The sequence below is a fragment of the Psychroflexus montanilacus genome (assembly GCF_020164535.1).
Classification (GTDB): Bacteria; Bacteroidota; Bacteroidia; order Flavobacteriales; family Flavobacteriaceae; genus Psychroflexus; species Psychroflexus montanilacus.
The window spans coordinates 372,202-397,360 of the sequence record NZ_JAIQZC010000002.1 but is presented as its reverse complement, the minus strand read 5'-3'; the positions used below and the strand labels follow the sequence as shown (position 1 = coordinate 397,360).

Here is a 25,159-nt window from a genome sequence, read left to right as displayed (position 1 = left end):
GTTTACAGTACAACGTTCATGGTTTACTGTCAATTGACAACCGCTATCTGACAACACACAACAGAAAACGAACAACGCCGAACGAACAACGCCAAACGCTCAACTAAAAACGCATATGACCCTCTGCATCATCTCCCATACTGAACATTATCAAGATGAAAACGGTATCATCAAAGCCTGGGGATCGACGGTGACGGAGATCAATCATTTACTGGGCATCTTTGATCGCATTATTCATGTGGCACCTTTGCATGAAGGACAACCTCCAAAAAGTAGTTTAGTGTATGCCGATACTGACAACATAACATTTATCCCTTTAAAACCTTCAGGCGGGAAAGGTTTAAAGAAATTGAACATCGCTTTGACAGCCCTTTCGAATTTGAGACAAATTCAGAAGGGCATTCAGAAAGCTGATATTATTCATTTTCGGGCGCCTACCGGGATGGGGCTTTATGTATTGCCGTATTTGAAATGGTTCTCTACCAAGCCTTACTGGGTGAAGTATGCGGGAAACTGGGTAGATCCTGATATGCCTTTAGGGAATCGACTACAGAAGCAATGGCTTCAAAATTACATTGAACCTGAAACGCAGGTCACTTACAACGGTAATTGGGAAACTAAACCTCAATTTTTAAGTTTTGATAATCCGTGTTTTACTGAAGATACCTATACACAAGCCAAATCAGCATTATATCAGAAGTCAAATCCAAAAGACCAGGGCTGGATACTTTGTTTTGTAGGCGCCTTAAATGAACATAAAGGCGTCCCCCTAATTCTGGAGGCATTAAAAAAGCTTCCTGAGCATATTCAGGTCAAAACTATTCATTTTATTGGGGATGGGCCTGAACGGGCTAAGTATGAAGAGCTAGCCCAACAGTTGAAGATGACAATCTATTTTCATGGCTTTTTACCCAAACCTGAAGTGCATAGCATCTTAGCTCAGTCAGATGCTTTAATCTTACCCTCGAAATCTGAAGGCTTTCCTAAAGTCGTAGGTGAAGCCATGGCTTATGGCTGTATGCCTATCGTCTCAAAGGTGTCCTGTATTGAAGATTATATCACTCATGGCGATAATGGGTTTGTTTTGCAAGAATTATCATCTAGAGCTTTAGTGGAAAGTTTAGTTGAGCTGTCAGATTTTACAATAGACGAACTTCACGAGCTTAGGCTTAAAAATTATACCTTTGCCCGGCGATTTACCTATGAATTTTATAACAAAGCGCTAAAAGAAAAAATTTTAAATGTTCGGCTTAGATAAACCAAGTTTTCAGCACTTAAAAGGATTGGCATTTCATGTTGGTGTTGGTGTGGTCGTAAGTCAGATACGAGCTTTTGCTCAACTGTATTTATTAGGAATTGTCGTTTACTTCATATACCAAATTGTCACCAAAAAAGAAAAGACCTACTACGCGCTTGGCGCTGCGGCTTATATAGCTGCAGCAGAAATTTTTTTAAGAATGACGAAAGCTATGCCTTTCTGGGAACTGGGTAAATATCTTGTGATTTTCTTTATGTTGTTGGGAATGCTGTATGAAGGCTTTAAACTAAAAGCCTGGCCTGTTTTGGTCTTTTTATTACTACTGCTTCCAGGTGTTATCGTCTCTTATTTGAATTTTGATTATTTCGACCAGAGTTTTAGAAAAACTATTTTATTTAATCTATCGGGTCCATTATCTTTATTTGCAACGGCCTTGTTTTGCTATCAGAAGCAAATTAAATTTGGAGTACTTCTTAAAATTATTGATCTGATGATTTTACCCATTCTTGGGATGGTGGTTTACATTATTTTGTATGCTCCACCTATGGAGCAGATCGTATTCACGACAGAATCTAATGCAGCCACATCTGGTGGCTATAGTGGGAATCAGGTAGCCACCATTTTAGGCTTAGGTATGTTTTTTACTTATATCAGATTTTTAATACCATATAAGAACTTACTTTTAAACCTAATCAATATTGGTTTTTTAGGCTTGCTAACCTACAGGTGTTTGTTAACCTTTTCAAGGGGAGGGCTTATTACTGCAATCCTGATGATGTTAATATTTACTTTACTTTTTATCAATTGGGCTTCTCTAATTAGAAAAGCAAAGGCTACTGTAAAATTAATCTCTCTTGGCATTGGAGGGTTTTTATTATGGGGGATCGCGATGACAGTAACGAAAGGGTTGATATTAAACCGATATACTGGTAAAAATGCTTTAGGAGAAGAACAGGATATTACATCAGGTAGAGGAGATATTTTGAGTCAAGAACTTGAAGCTTTTTTAGAAGATCCTTTTCTAGGCGTAGGGGTTGGGATGGGTAAGTTTTTTAGAATTGAAGAAGAAGGATCTAATTTAGCCAGTCATAACGAAGTGACTAGAATGTTAGCTGAACATGGAATTCTTGGTATAGTTGCACTTTTAGTTTTACTACTCATACCTTTAGCTTTCTTTTTATCTAAAAACAGAAACCTGTTGATGCTGCCTTTCGTCGCTTTCTGGTTTTTGACCATTAACCACTCTGCGATGCGGGTCGCTTTGCCTGGATTTATTTATGGATTTGCTTTATTAACCATTACTTATGCCTCAAAACCAAAGAAAAAAAACAAAACCAAAACAGCTTCTGTACCTCGGCAACAAGCTGTCGCTTAAGGGGAGAAATGTGTCTACGGTTGAGGTGTTGTCAAGTCAGCTAAAAGCTGAAGGCTATGAGGTGATATCTGGTTCAAGCCAGAAGAATCAGGTTCTTCGCTTATTAGACATGCTTTTGATGGTGATTAAGCACCGATCCAAGACTCATGTTTTGCTAATTGATACCTATAGTACCTCTGCCTTTTGGTATGCGTATTTAGTGAGTCAGTTGGCTTTTCGGTTAAAGTTGAATTACATCCCTATCTTACATGGGGGTAATCTCCCACATCGCTTAAGCTCCCATCCCAAGCAGTGTCAGCGTTTATTTGGCAGAGCCAAAGTCAATGTGGCTCCCTCTGCCTATCTCATGCATCATTTTGAAAAGGCAGGCTATACCAACTTAAGCTACATCCCCAATACGATTAATTTAGAGAACTACAGCTTTAAGCAGCGTCGGCAATTTCAGCCGCATCTGTTATGGGTTAGGTCCTTTGCTCATATTTACAATCCTCTATTAGCCCTCAAGGTTTTACAAGAATTGCTAAAAACCCATCCTCAGGCTAAACTCAGTATGGTAGGCCCGTTTAAAGACGATTCTATAGAGGATTGTAAAACTTACGCCAGTGAGCATGATTTACCCATAACCTTTACCGGAGGTATGCCTAAAGCCGACTGGCTGGAGTACACCAAAGACTTTGACATCTTTATCAATACCACCAATGTAGACAATACACCCGTGAGTGTGATCGAAGCCATGGCGCTTGGTTTGCCAGTGGTGAGTACGAACGTGGGTGGGATTCCTTTTCTATTAGACGATGAACAAGATGCCTTACTGGTAAACCCCGATGATGTGCATGCGTTTACTGAGGCTGTGTTAAGACTCCTAAAGAATCCAGAACTCGCTCATAAGCTCTCCAAAGCCGGAAGAGCAAAGGTTGAGCATTTCGACTGGGAAGTGGTGAAGGAGAAGTGGGTTGAGGTGATTGGTTAACTGTTTTCAGTAGTCGGTTTTCTGTGTGTAGAGAATTGTGATTGGTAAACGGTGTAATAGTTTAGTGGTATAGTAGCATAATGGTCTTCAGTCAATAGTGGATAGTGAAGGGACTTGTCGTTAAAATTAATTGTTGATTGACTTGGTGGCTGAGTGTCCGCCTCTGGCGGACGTATCGAAGCTACCATAAGTTATCGGTGACTAGTGATTTGTTGGCTGAGAAATGTCAGGTCGAGTGGATTTTACTTTTGAGAAAAAGTAAAATTTGTATCGAGACCTCATTAAAGCTCTTCGTATTAAACCACCTCTCGATACATCCGCTAAAAAAAAGCACGTACTCGAAGTGACTTAAGAGTTTAAAATTAAAAATCTATAAAATAAACAGCCTACTTTTTATAGATGTTGATTAATTATGAGTCGTGAGTTGGTGGCTGAGTGTCCGCCTCTGGCGGACGTATCGAAGTTACCATAAGTTATCGGTGACTAGTAATTTGGTGGCTGAGGTAATGTCAGGTCGAGTGGATTTTGCTTTTGAGAAAAAGCAAAATTTGTATCGAGACCTCATTAAAGCTCTTCGTATTAAACCACCTCTCGATACATCCGCTAAAAAAAGCGGACACTCGAGGAGACATTGCGAGACCTCATTTAAGGTTTCAGCATCTTGATTATTTTAACCCTAGGCTTTTGGCTCTGCCCCCGAAATCATCTTTCTTTACTCTTCTGTGAGGTCTTTGTGATTTAATTTTCAGTCAGGGGCGCTAGTCCTGCTATCTTCATAAAAAACACGTGAAAGAGCAAAGAAGGGGTGTAACCCTGACATTTCCATGTGAGCTGGAGTCAACTTATTTGTAAATTCATGGGCTATAGCATCCAAACTATCTCATTGATATACACTAAACGAAAAATTAAAAAACGAATACTGAACAAAGAATATTGAATACTGAATATCTAATAAAAAATTTGGATAAGGGATAAAGCTGTAATGCTAAGAGGTTTGATATGGATACAATTTTAATTTGAATAGGGTGGAGGTCTCGATACATCCCGACGAAATATGTCGGTACACTCGACCTGACAGAGGATTCAAGACTTATTTCTATTTCCTAATACCTAACAAAGAATACTGAAAAAAGAATACTGAATATCGAATAAAGAATTTTAAATTCGACTACCGACTACCGACTACCGACTACCGACTACCGACTACCGACTACCGACTACCGACTACCGACTACCGACAACCGACAACCGACAACCGACAACCGACAACCGACAACCGACTAAACCCTACTCCACTGCTTGAGCTCCCTCCGCAATAAACCTGTAGTTCAGTTCCGGTTCAGTGATTTTGGCGATGTCTGCCTCACTTTGGCCGGCATCCTCGGCATAATGCCTTAAGGTTTCGACATCGGTTTCTTCGATGAAGGCTACGCCATTGACTAGCATTTGGTGGCCCTGACTGTCTTTAGGAACAAAAAAACCATAATCTTTAAAGGTGATATGCGCGTGTTGGTCTTCGGCCAAATTCAATTTCATCCAGCAGCCTTTTTTAGCGCAAACGCCTTCCACTTCAGACTGAAACTGCACCTGAATGCTGTCTCCAGGTTGAAGGTTTTGATAAACCGCCAGCATTTCGGTATTGGATTTTACGTCGGCAGCGTCGAAAGCTTTCCCAAATTGGGAGTCAGTTTTTATGCTCAATTCCTTTTCTTCTGAAGTGTTTTCAGTAGGTGTTTCACTTTCTTCAGAATTTTTTTGCTTTGATTCTTTTGAGCCACAAGCCAAAAACATCAATAATATTGGTAACAAAAGCAGCTTTTTCATGATAATAATTGAAAATTTATAATAAGAATAACAACAAAGTTAGGAATCTTCCTGAATTAACCTTATTAAAAATTAGTACATTTGCAAAAATTTCTAATCCATGAATAACACTGATACACAACTCGATATTACCCAGGTCAAGCATTCAAGAATTGATCAGGTAGACTTTAGCAATCTTCAATTTGGAAAGCAGAACGCCGATCACATGATGTACTGCGACTACATCGATGGAGAATGGCAGACTCCCAAGATTGTGCCTTACGGTCCAATGGAATTTGAACCCTCTGCAAAAGTGTTTCATTATGGTCAGGCGGTTTTTGAAGGGATGAAAGCTTTTAAAGATGAGCAGGATCAGGTGTGGTTGTTTAGACCAGAACAAAATTTTGAGCGTATCAATAAATCGTCTAAACGTCTGGCGATTCCTGAATTTCCTAAAGAGTTTTTCTTCAATTCATTAAAGACCTTACTGGAGATGGATAAGGATTGGGTGAAAAAGGGAGACGGAAATTCATTGTACATCCGTCCATTTGTGATCGCTACCGAAAATGGTGTTTCAGCATCAGAGTCCGATCGCTACCGTTTTATGATTATTACCTGTCCTGCACAGGCTTACTATAACAAACCTATTAAAGTTATTTTTGCTCAGGAATACAGTAGAGCTGCAGATGGTGGTGTAGGCTATGCAAAAGCTGCCGGTAATTATGGCGCTCAGTTTTATCCTACCAAACTGGCTAAAGCCAAAGGCCTGGATCAGATCATCTGGACCGATGCCAGTTCACACGAATACCTGGAAGAAGCAGGAACCATGAACATTTTCTTCAGAGTTGGAGATAAGCTTCTAACAGCACCAACCAACGATAGAATTTTGGATGGGGTAACGCGCAAGAGTATTATTCAATTGGCTAAAGATAATGATGTAGAGATTGTTGTTGATAAAGTCTCTGTAAAAGAAATTGTGAATGCGGCTAAAAACGGTGAGCTAAAAGAAATCTTTGGCGCAGGAACTGCGGCAACAGTCGTGAGAGTTGACGGATTTGAATACGACGGTACCTATTACGACCTCCCAACGATCGACGAGCCTTACGGAACTTTCTTTAAAAAGTCCTTACAGGATATTCAATACAACAGAGTTGAAGATCCGCACGGCTGGACGGTAAAAGCGTTTTAAATAGTACTTAGTAGTAAGTAGCAAGTAATAAGTAATTATTTCAAGCCTGATGAATTTTTCATTGGGCTTTTTTAGTTTTACCAGTTAACCAGTTACTATTTACAAATATCGAATACAGAATATTCAATACTAAATAACGAATTTTAAATTTGACTACTGACTACTAGTGATGAGTGAGCAGTGGTGAGAGGTGAGTGACTTTTTACTGATTACCAGTTACTAATTACTTTTTACTGATTTCGAATATCGAATACTGAACAAAGAATACTGAATAACGAATTAAAAATTTTAAATTCGACTCACGACTCACGACTCACGACTCACGACTCACGACTCACGACTCACGACTCACGACTCACGACTCACGACTCACGACTCACGACTACTAGTTAAAACCTTACTAAACATAGGCTTGACCTAGATCAAACTCACTAATTTTAATCAAAAATAAAGGTATGCGGGTTTTAATCACAGGAGCAACAGGCTTAGTTGGTCAGGCTATAGTTAGTCTTTTTCACGAGAATGGAATTGACGTAAATTATTTGACCACCAGCCGTTCCAAAATTGAAACTCAGTCCAATTATCAGGGCTTTTTCTGGAACCCATCTACTTCCGAAATTGCTCCCGATTGTTTTGATGGAGTTTCTACTGTCATAAATCTCGCTGGAGCCAGTGTTGCTAAGCGGTGGACGTCTTCATATAAAAAAGCAATCCTCAATAGCCGAATTGACAGCCTAAGGACTCTGAAATCTGCTTTAAGCAAAAGAGAGCATCAGGTCGAGCATCTCATCTCAGCCAGTGCTATTGGGCTTTATAAAGATTCTTTGACCAAATTTCACGAGGAAGAGGATTTTGAGAAAGGTGAAAACTTTCTGGCAGATGTCGTTCAGCAGTGGGAAGCTGCCGCTGATGAGCTTGGAGTTTTGGGTCTGGAAGTGACCAAAATTAGAATTGGAGTTGTTTTAGCGGAAGGTGGAGGAGCTCTCGAAAAGATAAAGGATCCTATACAAAAATACATAGGGGCGCCTCTGGGTAGTGGTAAGCAATGGCAATCCTGGATACATATTTCAGATCTGGCCAGGTTATTTCATTTTGTGATGGAAAACCGACTGGAAGGCGTGTTCAATGCAGTTTCACCAAACCCGGTAAATAACAAAGAACTTACGGAGTGCATCGCTACTCAATTAGAAAAACCTCTTGTACTGCCTAATGTTCCCGGATTTGTACTTAAACTGATGCTGGGGGAGATGGCAACTATAGTGCTGGGAAGTCAGCTGGTGAGTTCCAAGAAAATCCTTTCGACAGGATTTCAGTTTAGATACGCTCAGTTAAAGCCTGCTATCGCAGATTTGTTATAAACCATCATTTGTAACCAAATCTTTATTATTTTTGAGTATACTTTACTCAATGAAACGAATAGTAGCAGCATTTACCTTTTTGATTATGTCTCAAGCTTCAGCCCAGAATTCTATACGTTATTTGGCCCTTGGTGACTCTTACACCATTGGCGAAAAAGTCGAAGAAAAAGAATCCTGGCCTTTCCAACTTACAGCCTACCTGACCTCTGAAGGATTCAAAATTCAGAATCCCGAAATTATTGCTGTGACGGGCTGGAGAACTGATGAGTTAATGGATTCTATAGCTTCACGACACTATCAGTCAAATTCATTTGATTTGGTATCTCTTTTAATCGGTGTCAATAATCAATACCAAAAGAAACCCTTTAAAACTTTCAAAACTGAATTTGAAGATTTGTTACAAACCGCTATTTCTTTAAGTTCGAATGATGAGAAAGGTGTATTTATAGTCGGTATACCCGATTATAGCTTGTCTGAATTTTCTAAGGATAAAAAGTTAAAACGCGTCTCTTCACGCTTAAAGCGATACAACCGATATATTAAAAAAATGAGTCAGCGCTATGAAGTGGCTTTCTATCCGCTTCAGAAACTGAGCAAGCCGTTACACAAAGACAAGGGTATGCTGGCGGAAGATTTATTACATCCCAGCGGTGAACAGTATAAAGCCTGGGTCGATAGTTTTAAAAAACAGGTAGCAGAACAACTTAAGTCCTTTTGAAATGCAGGAGGCTTTTCTACATAGTTTATGGAAATACAAAAAGCTGAACATGACTCAGCTCAAAACTACTCGTGGAGAAGAACTTCAAATTTTACATACGGGTCTTCATAATGAAACAGAATCTGGCCCCGATTTCTTTAAAGCTGAAGTGGTTATTGACAAGCAGCATTGGGCGGGAAATCTTGAAATTCATCTCAAATCTTCAGATTGGTACGCGCATCATCATGAAACAGATCCGGCTTACGATAATGTTATTTTACACGTGGTTTGGGAGGATGACATGAGCATCTTCAGGAAGGATGAAACTGAAATTCCATGCCTGGAGTTAAAACCATATGTTTCTAAATCTCAGGTAGAAGCTTATAAAGAGCTCTTTGAAAATAAGTCTGATAAATGGATCAATTGTGAGTCTCATTTTCATGAAGTCGATGAATTTAAACTAAATAACTGGCTGGAACGCCTCTATATTGAACGCCTGGAAGACAAAAATCAACTTATTCTGAATGTGTTGAAAGTGTCCCGTAACAACTGGGATGAGGTTGGCTTTAAGCTGATGGCGAAAGCCTTTGGGCTTAATGTAAATGGTGAGGCTTTTCTGCAAATGAGTTCCGCAGCAGATTTCAAAGTCTTTCAAAAATGTTTTCAACATCCTGTTCATTTGGAAGCTTTGTGTTTTGGATTATGCGGAATGCTTCCTGCTGAAAGCGAAGACGCTTATGTGCAAAAGCTTCAGAAAGAATTTGAGTTTTTAAAGCAAAAATTTCAGCTGAACGCCCCGGCAGCAAGTCAGGTGAAATACTTCAGGCTTAGACCCGACAATTTCCCAAGCATCAGGTTATCTCAGTTTTGTCATTTGTATGCAGAACATCCTCAGATTTTCTCGAAGTTAATTCAGTGTAAAACCAAAAAAGAGCTGTACAATCTTTTGGAAGCCAGGACTTCAGCATACTGGGAAACTCACTACAGTTTTGGTAAGCAAAGCAGGTTCAAAATAAAAAAGTTAAGTAAATCCTTCAAAGATTTATTAATTATCAATACTATAGTACCTTTGAAGTTCGCCTATCAATCTTACAAGGGTCAGTTGGATTTTGAAGAACACATTTATCCCATCATTTCAAGTTTGAACTCGGAAAGCAATCGTATTGTTAAGGGTTTTGAAAAGCTGAAGCCAAAGGTCTCAAAGTCAGCTTTAGAAAGTCAGGCTTTGATTCAGTTGAAAAACAACTACTGTGATTTGAACAGATGTTTAAAATGTCAGGTAGGACTCGAACTTATACATGCATGAAAAATTTGATATACAACATAAGAACGTTTTTTGAAAAGCACGGTTTTTACGTGAGTTCAAGACTGGCGGATACTCTTGGTATGAAAGCCAAATCGGTGAGAATATTTTTCATTTACATTTCGTTTGCTACGTTTGGCTTTGGTTTCGGGTTGTATTTAACGCTTGCCTTCTGGTTAAAATTAAAAGACCTGGTATACACCAAGCGAACTTCTGTATTTGATCTTTAACTAAGTTATGAAACGAAGTATTGTCACTACCAAAGACGGTTCCAAAACCATACGACTCGAAGAATGGAACGAACATTATCATTCTACTCACGGAGCTGTACAAGAGAGTATGCATGTTTACATTCGGGCAGGTTTAGATCATTTTTTAACTAAATATCAGGCTGATGAGATTTCTGTTCTGGAGGCTGGGTTTGGAACTGGCCTTAATGCATTGCTTGCCCAGGAGTGGTCAGAAAAAACAAAAACACATATACATTATACTGGCGTTGAAGCTTTCCCAATCAGTGAGGAAGAACGGCATGCTCTTGACTATTCTAAAGTCATGCCTGCTGCAAACGCAAAAGATATATTTTATCAACTTCATGAAGCCCGGTGGGAGGAAGTAGTTCCACTTACGGAACATTTCAAATTGACAAAACATCAATTGTTTTTTGCTGAAATGGAGATGAAAAATGTTGCAGATGTGGTCTTTTATGATGCGTTTGGTCCGCGAGTTCAGCCAGAATTGTGGGAAGTACCTGTTTTTCAGAAGTTTTATGAAGCTTTAAAGCCAGGCGGTGTTTTTGTGACTTATTGCGTAAAAGGAACAGCTAAACGAGCAATGCAATCTATTGGTTTTGAGGTTGATATTATTGAGGGTCCGCCGGGTAAACGCCATATGATGAGAGCTTCTAAGCCTTGTTAACAGGATTATTAGCTTTGGTTTTGATGTCTTAAAGATTTTAAGACTTTGGGTTTGAATGCAAACCATATTTTTTGCATCTTGCGCAAGATTTAAAGTTCTATTGAATTTAATTTAACGTTATCCTTTGAAATTTCAAATTACAAATAGCCTTATGGTAAGAAATATCACTCTGATTACTTTCTTTTTATTTACTATTTCATTAGCTTTTGCTCAAGACTTGCAAGTTGAAGAAACCCTCATCAATCCCTCAGACAAAATAAATGATGGTCAGATTGATTTAAAGGTTACTGGAGGAACTTCTCCTTACAAATTTCAATGGTCTAAAGAAGATGTGCCGATGTCTTCCAATAAGGCAAGTGATCTTACAGAAGGAATCCCTTACTCAGTAAAAGTATCTGATGCTGACGGCCAAAGTGTAGAAAAGACTTTTACCATCAAAGCTGAATCTATTGTCGAAACCTTTAATGGAACATTCCAGCCTGTCGTAGATGCAATGGGCAGTATTCTTTTTTGGGATCCATTTGCAGCTTCTGGAATTTACGATCCGGTTGTTTATACCAAGCAAAAATTACTATTTTCTCCGGATTGGGAGCCCAATACTCAGAATAAGTTTATACTGAAAGAATGGCTCGTTGAAGAGAAAGAATCGGTAAAAAAAGGTCAGGAAGTTGCAGTTATCGAGATTGACGGTAAAACACAAACTGTACAGGCAGAGGCAGATGGCAAGATTAAATACATCACTCAGGAAGGAGACTATATTTATAACCCGGATAATAAGGAAGATGTCATTGCTCAAAATGCTCATAAATTTGGTAAAATACGCTACGCTGAACCAGTGGCTTTAACCAATCCGAATGGAACCCCACTGGAAAAAGGAATTCCTTTTATTGTGATTTGGTTAATTTTTGGAGCAACTTTCTTCACCTTAAGGATGGGTTTCATTAATTTTAGAGGGTTTAAGCACGCCATACAACTCGCCAAAGGTCAATACGATGAACCTAATGCGCCAGGAAGTATCACCCATTTTCAGGCTCTGGCTACTGCTGTATCTGCAACTGTAGGTTTGGGTAATATAGCTGGTGTTGCTATTGCAGTTTCACTCGGTGGAGCAGGTGCAACGTTCTGGATGATTTTGGCGGGACTTTTAGGAATGTCATCCAAATTTGTGGAATGTACCCTTGGTGTAAAATATCGTTTTATCAATAAAGAAGGACGAATTTTTGGAGGGCCAATGAATTATTTGAGATATGGTCTTGAAAAAAGAAATTTAGGTAAACTTGGAAAAGTTTTAGCAGGTTTATTCGCAGTTCTGGGGATAGGTGCTTCCTTTGGAGGTGGAAATATGTTCCAGGCCAATCAGTCTTTTGATATTTTATCCAATCAAATTGGATTTTTAGAAGGAAACGGATTTTGGTTTGGTGTTTTTCTTGCCGTACTCGTTGGTGTTGTCATCATCGGTGGAATTAACAGTATTGCAAAAGTGACAGGTAAAGTAGTACCAGTTATGGCCGCTACTTATGTTGTTGGTGCTTTGGTAGTTATAGGTATTAACATAGATAACATAGGCCCAGCATTCAACGCTATCTTTAGTGGTGCCTTTACACCTACAGCTTTGAAAGGTGGTTTTATAGGGGTGCTTGTGGTTGGATTCCAGAGAGCTGCCTTCTCCAACGAAGCAGGTGTAGGTTCTGCAGCTATTGCTCACTCTGCTGCTAAAACCAATCACCCGCCATCTGAAGGTTTTGTAGCTTTGCTAGAACCTTTTATTGATACGGTTGTCGTCTGTACACTTACAGCTTTAGTACTTATTTTTACGGGGATGCATGAAGTTGAAGGAGTTTCGGGAGTACAATTGACCACCGATGCATTTGGTAGTGTCATTTCCTGGTTCCCTTACGTGCTATCTGTAGCTGTGTTTCTATTTGCTTTCTCTACGATGATTTCCTGGTCCTATTATGGTATGAGAGCCTGGACTTACATCTTCGGAAGAAGTAACCGTTCCGAATTGATCTACAAAGTAATTTTCTTATTATTTGTTGTTCTTGGAGCTTCTGTAAGTTTAGGAGCAGTACTGGATTTCTCAGACATGATGATTTTGGCTATGTCTTTCCCTAACATTATTGGACTTTACATTATGTCTGGTGAAGTAAGGGATGATCTTAGAGAGTATATGTCCAAGCTAAAGTCTGGTGAAATCTTTAAAAAAGAGGTTTTGAAAAAATAAATTCAGCTCATGAATTCCAATAGAAAATTCCGTTTCGGCTACACCAAAGGTGACCGAAACGGAATTTTTATTTTTTGCCTGATTTTGATAGCTGGTACAGGAATTAGCTACTGGAGTTTAAATACTATAGCTGTTCCTGAAAGGTCTTCTGAACTTATCAGGGCAGAAGATTCTATTCAACGCATTATAGATTCGTTAAAATATAAACAAAGCCTTGACAATCAGAGAGTCATTTACCCTTTTAATCCTAATTTTATAACTGATTATAAAGGCTACACTTTGGAGATGACAATAGAAGAAATCGACAGACTTTTAGAATTTAGATCCAAAGATCAATGGATAAATTCCAAAGCACAATTTCAAGCTGTCACTCAAGTTTCTGATGAGTGGATGGCAAAATATAGTCAATACTTTAAATTTCCGGACTGGGTTATGGCCGCGGAAGCCAGAAAATCAAAATCAACCAACAAAACATCTTTAAGTTACGCTGACAAGAAAGATTTAAATTCTGTAACAGAATCAGATTTAATAGAAGTATCAGGTATTGGAGAAACGCTGGCTGGCAGAATTTTAAATTACAGAGAGAAACTCGGAGGTTTTGTAGACATCATTCAGCTTAAAGATGTTTATGGCCTTAAGGCAGATGTTATTTCGAATCTTGAAGCTACTATCGCATTAAAACAACCCGTAGAAGTCGAAAAACAAGACATAAATTCTATAAGTGTATTAGATTTATCTGAACTTCCATATTTTGATTATGAGCTGTCCAGATCCATAATTAACTTTATAAAATTAAGACAAGGCATCAAAAGCTTTGAAGAATTGTCAAAAATTGAAGGTTTTCCTAACTATAAATTAGATAGAATTCAATTATATTTGGAAATCAAAGAATAATATTCAAAAATAAGATATCAAGATATGAATCATATGTATTTTAGTGAAGAACATGAGATGTTCAGAAAAAGTTTACAGGAGTTTCTTCAAAAAGAAGTTGTTCCGCATCTAGACAAATGGGAAGAAGAAGGAACTATTGAACGTTTCATCTGGAAGAAGTTTGGAGAGATGGGTTACTTTGGTTTAGCCTACCCTGAAAAATATGGTGGACTAGATCTGGATTTATTCTATACCATTATTTTATTGGAAGAGCTTCAGAAAATCAACTCTGGAGGATTTGCTGCTGCGATATGGGCACATGCTTATCTGGCAATGACGCATGTCAATAAAGAAGGGAGTGAAGAAATTAAAGAAAAATATTTATCTGCTTCCATTAGTGGCGATATGATTGGTTGCCTTTGTATCACAGAACCTTTCGGAGGTTCTGATGTAGCAGGGATGAAGACCACTGCCGTAGAAAAGGAGGATTCTTTTGTCATCAATGGTTCAAAGACTTTTATTACTAACGGGGTATATTCAGATTATTTAATTGTAGCTGCTAAAACTGCTCCTGAAAAAGGAGGAAAAGGCATGAGTATTTTTCTGGTAGATAGAGATACACCCGGTATTTCAGCGACCAAACTCAATAAACTGGGCTGGAGAGCTTCCGATACAGCTGAGCTTGCTTTCGATAATGTAGAAATTCCAAAATCTCATCTCATGGGTGAGCGAAATCAAGGCTTTCCTTACATCATGCAACATTTTGCTTTGGAACGTTTGATTATGGGTGTGAACGCCCACGCCAGAGCAGAATATGCTTTAGATTATGCTATGCAGTACATGTCCGAGCGTGAAGCTTTTGGCCAGACCATCAATAAATTTCAGGCCCTAAGGCATAAAATTGCAGAACGAAGCAGTGAGGTGGAGATGGCCAAAGCTTTTAACTACACCACAGCTAAACGTTTGGATGAAGGGGAGTACGTGGTAAAAGAAGCAACCATGTCTAAGCTGCTTTCTACCAAAATAGCTGATGAAGTGATTTACGATTGCCTTCAAATGCTTGGTGGCTATGGTTATGTTGAAGACTATCCGCTAGCTAGAATGTTCCGCGACAGCCGATTAGGACCTATTGGAGGGGGGACTTCGGAGATCCTTAAGGAAATTATCGCCAAAATGGTGATTGACAATAAAGACTATAAGCCGGCGACATAATCGGTTTTAAATCATAAATTTGTAACCATGTGTTTTTTTAGCACATGGTTTTTTTATGAAACACGTCGAAGCATTTCTGGATTACCTACAATTGGAGAAAAAGTATGCCAGGCATACGCTCACTTCTTATGCTTCAGATCTGGCTCAGTTTCAGTCATTTCTTAATAAAAAATATGAAACCGATGACTTTTCGGAAGTCAACTATCCAATGATAAGACAATGGATTGTGGGTTTTGTGGATAAAGGCTTAACCCATAAAACCATCAATAGAAAGTTGTCGTCTCTTAAAACTTTTTTTAAATTCCTTTTAAAGGTGAAAGCGATAGAAGATAATCCTATGTCGCAGCATAAATCCCTGAAGTTGCCTAAACGTGAGCAGGAAGCTTTTTCCCGATCAGAATTGGAGCAGATTTCAGCTTATTTTAATGACAATTCCTTTGAAGGTCTTCGTGATCATTTAATTATAGACCTATTATATTCTACGGGAATGCGAAGGCAGGAACTGATAGATTTAAACATCTGCAGCATTGATTTTGAACAAAATCAACTTAAAGTGTTAGGGAAACGAAACAAAGAGCGTATTGTTCCACTATTGAATTCGTCACTAAGTTTAATTCAAAAATATCTGGAAGAGAGAAAATTTCTTCCTTTAGAAACTAAAAGACTGTTTGTTACCAAAAACGGAAAGCCAATCTATCCAAACCTGGTGTATCGAACTGTGAATTCTTATTTCAAAAATGTATCGACCAAACAAAAATTAAGTCCGCATTTATTGAGGCATGCATTTGCTTCGCACCTGCTGGAAAAAGGAGCTGATATTACTGCGATAAAAGATTTATTAGGGCATAGTAGTTTAGCTTCTACAGAGGTATATACACACTCAAATTTTAAGGAGTTGAGCAGAGCGCATGCAACAGCTCATCCTCGATCGGTAAAGGGCGATGAATAGTTAAATTCTAGATGAATTTTATTTAAATTATTTTTCGGAAAAAAAGTAATAAATAATTTTCAGATATCAATAATCGTTTTATATTTGCATCCCGTTACAAAAAGTAGCGTTTGACATACTGATAAGCCGATGTAGCTCAGCTGGCTAGAGCAGCTGATTTGTAATCAGCAGGTCGTGGGTTCGAGTCCCTCCATCGGCTCAAGAATGGAATGAAGTTCATTGCATTCTTTAATGATAATGAGAGTTGATAAGTTTGGGACGAGAAGTTTATCCCGAACGGAGTTGAGGGGATTCCCTTTATTGGCTCATTTATTAGATTGTTTTGGGGAGATACTCAAGCGGCCAACGAGGACAGACTGTAAATCTGTTGGTTTTACCTTCGCAGGTTCGAATCCTGCTCTCCCCACAACCAAGTCGGATAACATCAGGCTTTGCATTGACATATTGAAAAAGATAAGCGGAAGTAGCTCAGTTGGTAGAGCGTCAGCCTTCCAAGCTGAATGTCGCCGGTTCGAACCCGGTCTTCCGCTCTATTTTTTTAAAATGCAAATTCTTGAATGCCGACGTAGCTCAGGGGTAGAGCGTTTCCTTGGTAAGGAAAAGGTCACGAGTTCAATTCTCGTCGTTGGCTCAATTTTTAAGTCTCAAAACCTGGTTTTGTTGACTTATTACGTTGTTATAAACATTAACACTAATATATAACTAAGATTAAATAATTTACTACTATGGCAAAGGAAAATTTTGATCGTTCCAAACCACACCTAAACATAGGTACAATTGGTCACGTCGATCACGGAAAAACTACACTTACAGCTGCTATTACAAAAGTTATGGCGGATGCTGGATATTCTGAAGCTAGTGCTTTTGATCAAATTGATAATGCACCTGAGGAAAAAGAGCGTGGTATTACTATTAACTCTTCTCACGTTGAATATCAAACTGCAAATCGTCACTATGCACACGTTGACTGTCCAGGTCACGCCGATTATGTAAAGAACATGGTTACTGGTGCTGCTCAAATGGACGGTGCTATCCTAGTTGTAGCTGCAACTGATGGTCCAATGCCACAAACTCGTGAGCACATTCTTTTAGGACGTCAGGTTGGTATTCCTAGAATTGTTACTTTCTTAAATAAAGTTGACCTCGTTGATGATGAGGAGCTTTTAGAATTAGTTGAAATGGAAGTCAGAGATTTACTTTCTTTCTACGAATATGATGGAGATAATGCTCCTGTTATTTCAGGTTCTGCACTTGGTGCTTTAGAAGGTGATGAGAAATGGGCTAAAACTGTACTCGATTTGATGGAGGCAGTTGATGACTATATTGAACTTCCAGAAAGAGATGTTGAGAAAGATTTCTTAATGCCGATTGAAGACGTATTCTCTATTACTGGTCGTGGTACTGTTGCTACAGGACGTATTGAAACTGGTGTTGCAAACACTGGTGATGCTGTTGAAATCAACGGTATGGGAGCAGAGAACATGAAATCAACTATTACAGGTGTTGAAATGTTCCGTAAAATTCTTGATAGAGGAGAAGCTGGTGATAACGTAGGTATCTTGTTAAGAGGTATTGAAAAGAGCCAAATCTCTAGAGGTATGGTAATTGCTAAGCCAGGATCTATTAAGCCACACGGAAAATTCAAAGCTGAGGTTTATATTCTGAAAAAAGAAGAAGGTGGACGTCATACTCCATTCCATAACAACTACAGACCACAGTTCTACGTAAGAACTACAGATGTTACTGGTACTATTAATCTTCCTGATGGAGTAGAGATGGTAATGCCTGGTGATAACTTAACAATCACAGTTGATTTGATTCAGCCGATTGCTCTTAACGTAGGTCTTAGATTCGCAATTCGTGAAGGTGGACGTACAGTAGGTGCTGGACAGGTTACAGAAATACTTTAATCCTTAGGATTAATTTTTAGATATAGTTAAGGTGTCTGCAATTGGTGGATACCTTAACTTTTTAAATTTTCTTTTTTATCTGCGGGAATTTTTGTTTCTTTGCACGCTCTAAAAAATGAAATATTTACGGGTTTAGCTCAGTTGGTAGAGCACTGGTCTCCAAAACCAGGTGTCGGGAGTTCGAGCCTCTCAACCCGTGCAAATCTTAAGAAGATGTCAAATTTTAAAAATTATGTAAGCGAGTCTTACAGCGAATTAAGAAATCATGTGACTTGGCCTACCTGGGCTGAAGGACAAAAACTCATGGTAATTGTTGCGGTTTTTTCTATTCTTTTTTCACTCGCTATTTGGGGGGTTGATGAAGTGTTTAGTTCAGCTGTAAAGCAATATTTTAATTGGGTTAAATCATAATTCATGTCTGAGACAGGTTTAAAAAAATGGTATGTAGTCAGAGCGATTAGTGGTTCTGAAAACAAAGTCAAGGACTATATTGAGAAAGAAATTTCTCATCAAGGTCTTAGTGATTATGTTGACGATATACTTGTGCCTACAGAAAATGTAGTGCAAATCCGCAATGGAAAGAAAATCAACAAGGAAAAAGTTTATTTCCCTGGATATATCATGGTCAATGCTAACCTGGAAGGTGAAGTTGGTCACGTTATTAAAGGAGTAAACGGTGTTATTGGATTTCTTGGCGAAACCAAAAGGGGTGAGCCTGTTCCAATGCGTAAATCAGAGGTGAATAGAATGTTGGGTAAAGTAGATCAGCTTTCTGTTCAAAAGGAAAATGTTGCTATACCGTTTAGTATAGGCGAATCTGTAAAAGTTGTTGATGGTCCTTTTAATAGTTTCACAGGAACTATTGAAAAGATAAATGAAGATAAGAGGAAATTACAGGTGATGGTTAAGATATTTGGTCGTAAAACACCAGTTGAGCTTAGCTACATGCAGGTAGAGAAAATTTAAATGTTACACATAATATAGAGTTGTTTTTAAACATAATGCTTCCCACTGAAAACAATTCAACTAAATTTTGAAAAATGGCAAAAGAAGTAAGTAAAGTAGTAAAACTCCAGGTACGAGGTGGTGCAGCAAACCCATCCCCACCGGTTGGACCTGCTTTGGGTGCTGCTGGGGTAAATATCATGGAATTCTGTAAGCAATTCAATGGTAGAACTCAAGATAAGAGTGGTAAAATTCTTCCTGTAGAAATTACAGTATATAAGGACAAGTCTTTTGAATTTATCATTAAGACTCCACCGGCAGCAGTCCAATTGATGGAAGCATCAAAATTAAAGAAAGGATCTGGTGAGCCAAACTCTAAGAAGGTTGGTTCTGTAACTTGGGATCAAGTGAAAGCGATAGCTGAAGATAAAATGCAGGATTTGAATGCATTTACAACAGAATCTGCAATGAAAATGGTTGCTGGTACAGCAAGATCTATGGGTATAACTGTAAAAGGTAATGCACCATTTTAACAAAACGAAATTAACATGGCAAAAATAACTAAAAAGCAAAAAGAAGCACATAGTAAAGTGGATAAGTCAACGACTTATTCAGTAGCTGATGCCTCTGCTTTATTGAAAGATGTAGCTTACGCTAATTTCGACGAATCTGTTGATCTAGCCGTAAGACTGAATGTTGATCCAAGAAAAGCTAACCAAATGGTTCGTGGTGTTGTTACATTACCTCACGGAACTGGTAAAGATGTGAAAGTCTTGGCTCTTGTTACTCCAGACAAAGCAAAAGAAGCTGAAGAAGCTGGTGCAGATTACGTTGGTTTGGATGAATACCTTGAGAAAATCAAAGGAGGATGGACAGATGTTGACGTTATTGTCACTATGCCAAGTGTAATGGGTAAATTAGGCCCTCTAGGTAGAGTATTAGGACCAAGAGGTCTTATGCCCAATCCTAAGACTGGTACAGTAACAATGGATATTGCTAAAGCAGTTTCAGACGTTAAAGCTGGTAAAATTGACTTTAAGGTTGATAAAACTGGTATCGTTCATGCCGCTGTTGGTAAAGTATCCTTCGACGCAGAAAAAATTGCTGGAAATGCAAGAGAATTACTAACGACGCTCGTCAAGCTTAAGCCTCAGGTAGTGAAAGGTACTTATATTAAAAGTATACATATCGCTTCTACAATGAGTCCAAGTATTGAAATCGATACTAAACGATTTACCGAGCAATAATTTTAAGTTATGACAAGAGAAGAGAAATCTATAGTAATAAAAGATTTAACTACTAAGTTAGCAGATTCATCAAATGTATATTTAGCAGATATTTCAGGATTGAATGCATCCTTAACTTCAGACTTAAGACGTGCATGCTTTAAAGCAGACGTTAAGCTGATGGTAGTTAAAAATACTCTCCTGGCTAAGGCTATGGAAAGTACAGACAAAGAATTCGGTGAGTTGACAGGTATTCTGAAAGGAAGTACGTCAATTATGCTTTCCGAAACTGGAAATGCTCCAGCTAAAGTGATCAAAAACTTTAGAAAGAAAAATGAAAAGCCTATTTTGAAAGGGGCTTACGTTGCAGAATCAATTTATGTTGGTGATGAAAACCTAGACGCTCTAGTAGATATCAAATCTAAAGAAGAAGTTATTGGAGACATCATTGGATTGTTACAATCCCCAGCTAAAAATGTTGTATCAGCACTTAAATCTGGTGGTGGTAAACTTTCTGGAATCCTTAAAACACTTTCTCAAAGAGAAGAATAAACACGCACTAATTACTAAATATTAAATTACACTAAAACGATAGAAAATGGCAGAATTAAAAGATTTCGCAGAACAATTGGTTAACCTTACTGTAAAAGAGGTAAATGAGTTAGCTGATATTTTAAAAGAAGAATATGGTATAGAGCCTGCTGCTGCTGCAGTAGCTGTTGCTGGTGGCGGTGCTGCTGGTGGTGGTGAAGAAGCAGAAGAGCAATCAGAATTCGACGTGATTTTGAAAGCTCCAGGTGGTTCTAAACTAGCTGTTGTTAAGCTTGTTAAAGAATTGACAGGTTTAGGTCTTAAAGATGCAAAAGCATTAGTTGATGGTGCACCAGCTCCTGTTAAGGAAGGTGTTGCTAAAGACGAAGCAGAAGCACTTAAAGCACAACTAGAAGAAGCAGGTGCTGAGGTTGAGCTTAAGTAAGCTCACACACACTTTTAATACTAGGTTTAGACCACAAGAATCACTCTTGTAGGTCTAAACCATTTTGCGTATCTATACGCGACGTGTTTATTTTACTTTTTATAAGTTAATATTGCTGATGAATTTTCATTAAATTCAAAGCATTAAAATCTTTCTTAGATGTTAGCAATGCATAATGAACGAATTAGTTTTTCTTCCGTACAAAACAAGCCAGATTATCCAGATTTTCTGGATATTCAAGTAAAGTCTTTCCAAGACTTTTTTCAGCTTGAAACTAAGCCAGAAGAAAGATCCAACGAAGGTTTATACAATACCTTCCAAGAAAATTTCCCAATTACAGATACGAGAAATCAATTTGTACTTGAATTTTTAGATTACTTTGTAGACCCTCCACGTTACTCCATCCAAGAGTGTATCGAGAGAGGTCTTACCTATAGTGTGCCTCTTAAGGCACGATTAAAACTTTACTGTACCGATCCAGAACATGAAGATTTTGAGACGATCGTGCAGGATGTCTATTTAGGAACTATCCCTTACATGACTCCAAGTGGAACGTTTGTGATCAATGGAGCAGAACGTGTTGTTGTTTCTCAGTTACACAGATCACCTGGTGTATTCTTTGGTCAGTCTTTCCACGCCAATGGAACCAAACTCTACTCCGCTAGAGTCATTCCATTTAAAGGGTCCTGGATTGAATTTGCTACAGATATCAACTCTGTGATGTATGCTTATATAGACAGAAAAAAGAAATTACCTGTAACTACTCTTTTCAGAGCTATTGGTTTTGAAAGAGATAAAGATATTTTAGAGATTTTTGACCTTGCAGAAGAGGTGAAGGTGTCTAAAACTGGTTTAAAAAAATACCTTGGCAGAAAACTAGCTGCAAGAGTACTAAATACTTGGTATGAGGATTTTGTGGATGAAGATACTGGAGAAGTTGTTTCTATTGAAAGAAACGAAATCGTATTGGATCGTGATACCATTTTAGAAAAAGACCATATTGAAGAGATTTTAGAAACTGGTTCAAAAACGATCTTACTTCACAAGGAAGATAATTTGACTGGTGACTATGCCATCATATATAATACTTTACAAAAAGATCCTACTAACTCTGAAAAAGAGGCAGTAGAGCATATCTACAGACAATTGCGTAATGCTGAGCCGCCCGATGAAGAAACGGCACGTGGTATTATCGATAAATTGTTCTTTTCAGATCAACGTTACAACTTAGGTGAAGTTGGTCGTTACAGAATGAATAAAAAATTAGGACTTGATATCAGTATGGACAGCAAAGTATTGACTAAGCTGGACATCATTACGATTATCAAGTACCTTATTGAATTGGTAAACTCTAAAGCTGAAGTAGATGATATCGACCATCTTTCTAATCGTCGTGTTAGAACCGTTGGTGAGCAATTGTCTCAGCAATTTGGCGTAGGTCTTGCCAGAATGGCAAGAACTATTAGAGAGCGAATGAATGTGAGAGATAACGAGGTTTTTACACCTATCGATTTGATTAATGCGAAGACCTTGTCTTCTGTGATTAATTCTTTCTTTGGGACTAACCAGTTGTCTCAGTTTATGGATCAAACCAATCCATTAGCAGAACTAACTAACAAAAGAAGGCTTTCCGCTTTAGGACCTGGCGGTTTATCAAGAGAAAGAGCAGGTTTCGAAGTACGTGATGTTCACTATACACACTACGGAAGACTTTGCCCAATTGAAACTCCTGAAGGACCAAACATCGGTTTGATTTCTTCTATGTCTGTTTACGGAAAAGTTAACAGCATGGGATTTATTGAAACGCCATACCGAAAGGTAGAAAATGGTAAAATTGATTTTGAATCGGATCCCCTTTACCTTTCTGCTGAAGAGGAAGAAAACAAGTTGATCGCTCAGGCCAACATTCCTATTTCTAAAGATGGGACTATGACTTCAGACCGAGTTATTGCTCGTATGGAAGGTGACTTCCCAGTTGTAGATCCTAAAGAAGTTGATTATATTGATGTTGCGCCAAATCAGATTTCATCAATTTCGGCTTCATTAATTCCTTTCCTTGAACATGATGATGCTAACCGTGCTTTGATGGGCTCCAACATGATGCGTCAGGCTCTTCCTCTGTTGAGAGTAGATGCGCCTATCGTTGGTACTGGATTGGAAAGACGTGTGGCACAGGATTCAAGAGTCTTGATCAATGCGGAAGGTGATGGAACTGTTGACTATGTAGATGCAAGAAAAATTGTCATCTCCTACGATAGAACTGAGGATGAAAGACTGGTAAGCTTTGATGAAGATGACAAGACTTATGACTTGATCAAATTCAGAAAAACCAACCAGGGTTCTACAATTAACCTGAAACCAATTGTAAGAGTTGGAGACCGTGTAACTAAAGGACAGGTGCTTTGCGAAGGCTATGCAACAGATAATGGTGAATTGGCCCTCGGCCGTAACATGAAAGTGGCATTTATGCCATGGAAAGGTTACAACTTCGAGGATGCCATCGTAATTTCTGAACGTGTTGTAAAAGATGATCTTCTTACCTCAGTTCATATTGATGAGTATTCTCTTGAAGTAAGAGATACCAAGCTTGGTAATGAAGAATTAACAGCTGATATACCAAACGTTTCAGAAGAAGCTACTAAAGATTTGGATGAGCATGGTATGATCAGAATTGGTGCAGAAATCAAGCCTGGAGATATTCTTATTGGTAAGATTACTCCAAAAGGTGAAAGTGATCCTACTCCAGAAGAGAAATTACTGAGAGCTATTTTTGGTGACAAAGCTGGTGATGTAAAAGATGCTTCTTTAAAGGCTTCTCCATCGCTTAACGGTGTTGTTATCGATAAAAAATTATTTACAAGAGCTGTAAAAGATAAGCGTAAGAGAGCACAGGATAAACAAGAAATTGATGCGCTCGAGGCTAAATACCAGGTGAAGTTTGAGGAACTTAGAAACCGATTAATTGAAAAATTATTTGGAATTGTAGGTGGTAAAACTGCTCAGGGAGTTCAAAACGATTTAGGTGAAGATACCTTGCCAAAAGGTAAAAAGTACACCCTAAAAATGTTGAACTCTGTTGAAGATTTTAGTCACTTAACTAAAGGAACCTGGACGACAGATAAGGCTACAAACGCTTTAGTTGCTGATCTTTTACATAACTATAAGATTAAGCAAAACGATCTTCAGGGTAACTTAAGAAGAGAGAAATTTACAATTACGGTTGGAGATGAACTTCCATCTGGAATTTTAAAACTTGCTAAAATTTACGTAGCTAAAAAGCGTAAGTTGAAAGTAGGGGATAAGATGGCAGGTCGTCACGGTAACAAAGGTATTGTTGCTAAAATCGTGAGAGAAGAAGACATGCCATTCCTGGATGACGGAACGCCTGTTGATATCGTATTGAATCCACTTGGTGTACCTTCTCGTATGAACATTGGTCAGATTTATGAAACTGTTCTTGGATGGGCAGGTCAAAAATTAGGTAGAAAGTTTGCCACTCCAATTTTTGATGGAGCAACTTTAGATCAAATCAATGAATTGACAGATGAAGCAGGTATCCCAAGATATGGACATACTTACTTATATGATGGTGGAACAGGTGAGCGTTTTGACCAACCTGCAACTGTAGGTGTCATTTATATGTTGAAATTAGGACATATGATTGAAGACAAGATGCACGCCAGATCTATAGGACCTTACTCATTGATCACGCAACAACCGCTTGGTGGTAAAGCACAATTTGGTGGACAGCGTTTTGGAGAGATGGAAGTTTGGGCACTGGAAGCTTATGGCGCTTCTGCTACATTGAGAGAAATCTTAACTGTAAAATCTGACGATGTCATCGGTAGAGCCAAAACTTACGAAGCTATCGTAAAAGGTGAGCCAATGCCAGAACCAGGATTGCCAGAATCTTTCAATGTATTGATGCACGAATTGAAAGGTCTAGGACTAGATATCAGATTAGAAGAGTAATAAC

At 38.5% G+C, this 25,159-nt stretch carries 23 protein-coding genes and 5 tRNA genes; 26 read left to right on the top strand and 2 right to left on the bottom strand.

Annotated features, from left to right (window positions below):
* Positions 1–115: 115 nt before the first annotated feature.
* The 3 genes from LB454_RS08650 to LB454_RS08640 are packed head-to-tail and all read left to right on the top strand — an operon-like array spanning position 116 to position 3,603.
* Positions 116–1,258: a glycosyltransferase gene (locus LB454_RS08650; RefSeq protein WP_224464264.1), complete on the top strand. Its 1,143-nt coding sequence runs from the start codon at positions 116–118 to the stop codon at positions 1,256–1,258.
* Complete coding sequence (locus tag LB454_RS08645) at positions 1,242–2,633, top strand: O-antigen ligase family protein (protein WP_224464263.1); 1,392 nt, start codon at positions 1,242–1,244, stop codon at positions 2,631–2,633. The genes LB454_RS08650 and LB454_RS08645 overlap by 17 nt, the downstream gene beginning before the upstream one ends.
* On the top strand, positions 2,563–3,603 hold the full coding sequence (locus LB454_RS08640; protein ID WP_224464262.1) for a glycosyltransferase family 4 protein: 1,041 nt from the start codon (positions 2,563–2,565) through the stop codon (positions 3,601–3,603). Before LB454_RS08645 ends, LB454_RS08640 begins: the two co-directional genes overlap by 71 nt.
* Here the strand turns inward: LB454_RS08640 and LB454_RS08635 are convergent.
* Entirely contained in the window at positions 3,600–3,791 is a 192-nt protein-coding gene (locus LB454_RS08635) for a hypothetical protein (protein ID WP_224464261.1), read from the bottom strand. The two genes, LB454_RS08640 and LB454_RS08635, sit on opposite strands and share 4 nt — an antisense overlap.
* Before the next feature lie 1,099 nt (positions 3,792–4,890).
* Positions 4,891–5,427, bottom strand: coding sequence for a DUF4920 domain-containing protein (locus tag LB454_RS08630; protein WP_224464260.1), 537 nt, complete (start codon positions 5,425–5,427; stop codon positions 4,891–4,893).
* A gap of 100 nt (positions 5,428–5,527) precedes the next feature.
* Here LB454_RS08630 and LB454_RS08625 point away from each other — a divergent pair, with 100 nt between their 5' ends.
* The 23 genes from LB454_RS08625 to rpoB all read left to right on the top strand — a co-directional run bounded on the left by LB454_RS08625 (position 5,528) and on the right by rpoB (position 25,155).
* On the top strand, positions 5,528–6,595 hold the full coding sequence (locus LB454_RS08625; protein ID WP_224464259.1) for a branched-chain amino acid aminotransferase: 1,068 nt from the start codon (positions 5,528–5,530) through the stop codon (positions 6,593–6,595).
* Between the two features lie 455 nt (positions 6,596–7,050).
* The gene (locus tag LB454_RS08620; protein WP_224464258.1) at positions 7,051–7,953 is read left to right on the top strand and encodes a TIGR01777 family oxidoreductase; all 903 of its coding nucleotides are present in this window, start codon (positions 7,051–7,053) and stop codon (positions 7,951–7,953) included.
* A gap of 49 nt (positions 7,954–8,002) precedes the next feature.
* On the top strand, positions 8,003–8,671 hold the full coding sequence (locus LB454_RS08615; RefSeq protein ID WP_224464257.1) for an SGNH/GDSL hydrolase family protein: 669 nt from the start codon (positions 8,003–8,005) through the stop codon (positions 8,669–8,671).
* A 1-nt stretch (position 8,672) separates the two neighbouring features.
* Positions 8,673–9,956 (top strand): DUF2851 family protein, encoded by a 1,284-nt coding sequence (locus LB454_RS08610; RefSeq protein ID WP_224464256.1) that lies wholly within the window; start codon positions 8,673–8,675, stop codon positions 9,954–9,956.
* Complete coding sequence (locus tag LB454_RS08605) at positions 9,953–10,183, top strand: PspC domain-containing protein (protein WP_224464255.1); 231 nt, start codon at positions 9,953–9,955, stop codon at positions 10,181–10,183. The genes LB454_RS08610 and LB454_RS08605 overlap by 4 nt, the downstream gene beginning before the upstream one ends.
* A 7-nt stretch (positions 10,184–10,190) precedes the next feature.
* Positions 10,191–10,868, top strand: a complete 678-nt coding sequence (gene mnmD / locus LB454_RS08600) for a tRNA (5-methylaminomethyl-2-thiouridine)(34)-methyltransferase MnmD (RefSeq protein ID WP_224464254.1) — start codon at positions 10,191–10,193, stop codon at positions 10,866–10,868.
* Positions 10,869–11,019: 151 nt separating this feature from the next.
* A complete protein-coding gene (locus tag LB454_RS08595; RefSeq protein WP_224464253.1) occupies positions 11,020–13,092 on the top strand; it encodes an amino acid carrier protein in 2,073 nt (690 codons plus the stop codon).
* Positions 13,093–13,101: 9 nt separating this feature from the next.
* Positions 13,102–13,986 carry a helix-hairpin-helix domain-containing protein gene (locus tag LB454_RS08590; protein WP_224464252.1) on the top strand — a complete coding sequence of 295 codons (885 nt, stop codon included), beginning with the start codon at positions 13,102–13,104 and terminating at the stop codon, positions 13,984–13,986.
* 24 nt (positions 13,987–14,010) lie between these two features.
* The gene (locus tag LB454_RS08585) at positions 14,011–15,177 is read left to right on the top strand and encodes an acyl-CoA dehydrogenase family protein (RefSeq protein ID WP_224464251.1); all 1,167 of its coding nucleotides are present in this window, start codon (positions 14,011–14,013) and stop codon (positions 15,175–15,177) included.
* Between the two features lie 55 nt (positions 15,178–15,232).
* The gene (locus LB454_RS08580) at positions 15,233–16,126 is read left to right on the top strand and encodes a tyrosine-type recombinase/integrase (RefSeq protein ID WP_224464250.1); all 894 of its coding nucleotides are present in this window, start codon (positions 15,233–15,235) and stop codon (positions 16,124–16,126) included.
* 125 nt (positions 16,127–16,251) lie between these two features.
* Positions 16,252–16,325: transfer RNA gene (locus LB454_RS08575), tRNA-Thr, on the top strand.
* A gap of 125 nt (positions 16,326–16,450) precedes the next feature.
* Positions 16,451–16,532: transfer RNA gene (locus LB454_RS08570), tRNA-Tyr, on the top strand.
* 51 nt (positions 16,533–16,583) lie between these two features.
* Positions 16,584–16,656, top strand: a tRNA-Gly gene (locus tag LB454_RS08565).
* 29 nt (positions 16,657–16,685) lie between these two features.
* Positions 16,686–16,757 (top strand) — tRNA-Thr (locus LB454_RS08560).
* A gap of 94 nt (positions 16,758–16,851) precedes the next feature.
* Complete coding sequence (gene tuf, locus LB454_RS08555; protein ID WP_224464249.1) at positions 16,852–18,036, top strand: elongation factor Tu; 1,185 nt, start codon at positions 16,852–16,854, stop codon at positions 18,034–18,036.
* Positions 18,037–18,162: 126 nt separating this feature from the next.
* Positions 18,163–18,235: transfer RNA gene (locus LB454_RS08550), tRNA-Trp, on the top strand.
* A gap of 14 nt (positions 18,236–18,249) precedes the next feature.
* Positions 18,250–18,447, top strand: coding sequence for a preprotein translocase subunit SecE (gene secE / locus LB454_RS08545; RefSeq protein WP_224464248.1), 198 nt, complete (start codon positions 18,250–18,252; stop codon positions 18,445–18,447).
* A 3-nt stretch (positions 18,448–18,450) separates the two neighbouring features.
* Entirely contained in the window at positions 18,451–19,002 is a 552-nt protein-coding gene (gene nusG, locus LB454_RS08540) for a transcription termination/antitermination protein NusG (RefSeq protein WP_093367581.1), read from the top strand.
* Positions 19,003–19,076: 74 nt separating this feature from the next.
* Positions 19,077–19,514 (top strand): 50S ribosomal protein L11, encoded by a 438-nt coding sequence (gene rplK, locus LB454_RS08535; RefSeq protein ID WP_224464247.1) that lies wholly within the window; start codon positions 19,077–19,079, stop codon positions 19,512–19,514.
* Positions 19,515–19,529: 15 nt separating this feature from the next.
* Positions 19,530–20,228 carry a 50S ribosomal protein L1 gene (gene rplA / locus LB454_RS08530; RefSeq protein ID WP_224464246.1) on the top strand — a complete coding sequence of 233 codons (699 nt, stop codon included), beginning with the start codon at positions 19,530–19,532 and terminating at the stop codon, positions 20,226–20,228.
* A gap of 9 nt (positions 20,229–20,237) precedes the next feature.
* On the top strand, positions 20,238–20,759 hold the full coding sequence (gene rplJ, locus LB454_RS08525) for a 50S ribosomal protein L10 (RefSeq protein ID WP_224464245.1): 522 nt from the start codon (positions 20,238–20,240) through the stop codon (positions 20,757–20,759).
* Positions 20,760–20,805: 46 nt separating this feature from the next.
* Entirely contained in the window at positions 20,806–21,183 is a 378-nt protein-coding gene (rplL, locus tag LB454_RS08520) for a 50S ribosomal protein L7/L12 (protein WP_093367567.1), read from the top strand.
* 159 nt (positions 21,184–21,342) lie between these two features.
* A complete protein-coding gene (rpoB, locus tag LB454_RS08515) occupies positions 21,343–25,155 on the top strand; it encodes a DNA-directed RNA polymerase subunit beta (RefSeq protein WP_224464244.1) in 3,813 nt (1,270 codons plus the stop codon).
* Positions 25,156–25,159: the final 4 nt, after the last annotated feature.

Excerpts from the sequence above, each read along its gene's own strand:
- tuf (WP_224464249.1), top strand. The coding sequence starts at position 16,852 with ATGGCAAAGGAAAATTTTGATCGTTCCAAACCACACCTAAACATAGGT.
- mnmD (WP_224464254.1), top strand. The coding sequence starts at position 10,191 with ATGAAACGAAGTATTGTCACTACCAAAGACGGTTCCAAAACCATACGA.
- LB454_RS08595 (WP_224464253.1), top strand. The coding sequence starts at position 11,020 with ATGGTAAGAAATATCACTCTGATTACTTTCTTTTTATTTACTATTTCA.
- LB454_RS08630 (WP_224464260.1), bottom strand. The coding sequence starts at position 5,427 with ATGAAAAAGCTGCTTTTGTTACCAATATTATTGATGTTTTTGGCTTGT.
- rplJ (WP_224464245.1), top strand. The coding sequence starts at position 20,238 with ATGACAAGAGAAGAGAAATCTATAGTAATAAAAGATTTAACTACTAAG.
- LB454_RS08605 (WP_224464255.1), top strand. The coding sequence starts at position 9,953 with ATGAAAAATTTGATATACAACATAAGAACGTTTTTTGAAAAGCACGGT.
- rplK (WP_224464247.1), top strand. The coding sequence starts at position 19,077 with ATGGCAAAAGAAGTAAGTAAAGTAGTAAAACTCCAGGTACGAGGTGGT.
- LB454_RS08580 (WP_224464250.1), top strand. The coding sequence starts at position 15,233 with ATGAAACACGTCGAAGCATTTCTGGATTACCTACAATTGGAGAAAAAG.
- LB454_RS08615 (WP_224464257.1), top strand. The coding sequence starts at position 8,003 with ATGAAACGAATAGTAGCAGCATTTACCTTTTTGATTATGTCTCAAGCT.
- LB454_RS08635 (WP_224464261.1), bottom strand. The coding sequence starts at position 3,791 with ATGGTAGCTTCGATACGTCCGCCAGAGGCGGACACTCAGCCACCAAGT.
- rpoB (WP_224464244.1), top strand. The coding sequence starts at position 21,343 with ATGTTAGCAATGCATAATGAACGAATTAGTTTTTCTTCCGTACAAAAC.
- LB454_RS08620 (WP_224464258.1), top strand. The coding sequence starts at position 7,051 with ATGCGGGTTTTAATCACAGGAGCAACAGGCTTAGTTGGTCAGGCTATA.
- LB454_RS08645 (WP_224464263.1), top strand. The coding sequence starts at position 1,242 with ATGTTCGGCTTAGATAAACCAAGTTTTCAGCACTTAAAAGGATTGGCA.
- rplL (WP_093367567.1), top strand. The coding sequence starts at position 20,806 with ATGGCAGAATTAAAAGATTTCGCAGAACAATTGGTTAACCTTACTGTA.
- LB454_RS08650 (WP_224464264.1), top strand. The coding sequence starts at position 116 with ATGACCCTCTGCATCATCTCCCATACTGAACATTATCAAGATGAAAAC.
- LB454_RS08610 (WP_224464256.1), top strand. The coding sequence starts at position 8,673 with ATGCAGGAGGCTTTTCTACATAGTTTATGGAAATACAAAAAGCTGAAC.
- rplA (WP_224464246.1), top strand. The coding sequence starts at position 19,530 with ATGGCAAAAATAACTAAAAAGCAAAAAGAAGCACATAGTAAAGTGGAT.
- nusG (WP_093367581.1), top strand. The coding sequence starts at position 18,451 with ATGTCTGAGACAGGTTTAAAAAAATGGTATGTAGTCAGAGCGATTAGT.
- secE (WP_224464248.1), top strand. The coding sequence starts at position 18,250 with ATGTCAAATTTTAAAAATTATGTAAGCGAGTCTTACAGCGAATTAAGA.
- LB454_RS08640 (WP_224464262.1), top strand. The coding sequence starts at position 2,563 with ATGCCTCAAAACCAAAGAAAAAAAACAAAACCAAAACAGCTTCTGTAC.
- LB454_RS08625 (WP_224464259.1), top strand. The coding sequence starts at position 5,528 with ATGAATAACACTGATACACAACTCGATATTACCCAGGTCAAGCATTCA.
- LB454_RS08585 (WP_224464251.1), top strand. The coding sequence starts at position 14,011 with ATGAATCATATGTATTTTAGTGAAGAACATGAGATGTTCAGAAAAAGT.
- LB454_RS08590 (WP_224464252.1), top strand. The coding sequence starts at position 13,102 with ATGAATTCCAATAGAAAATTCCGTTTCGGCTACACCAAAGGTGACCGA.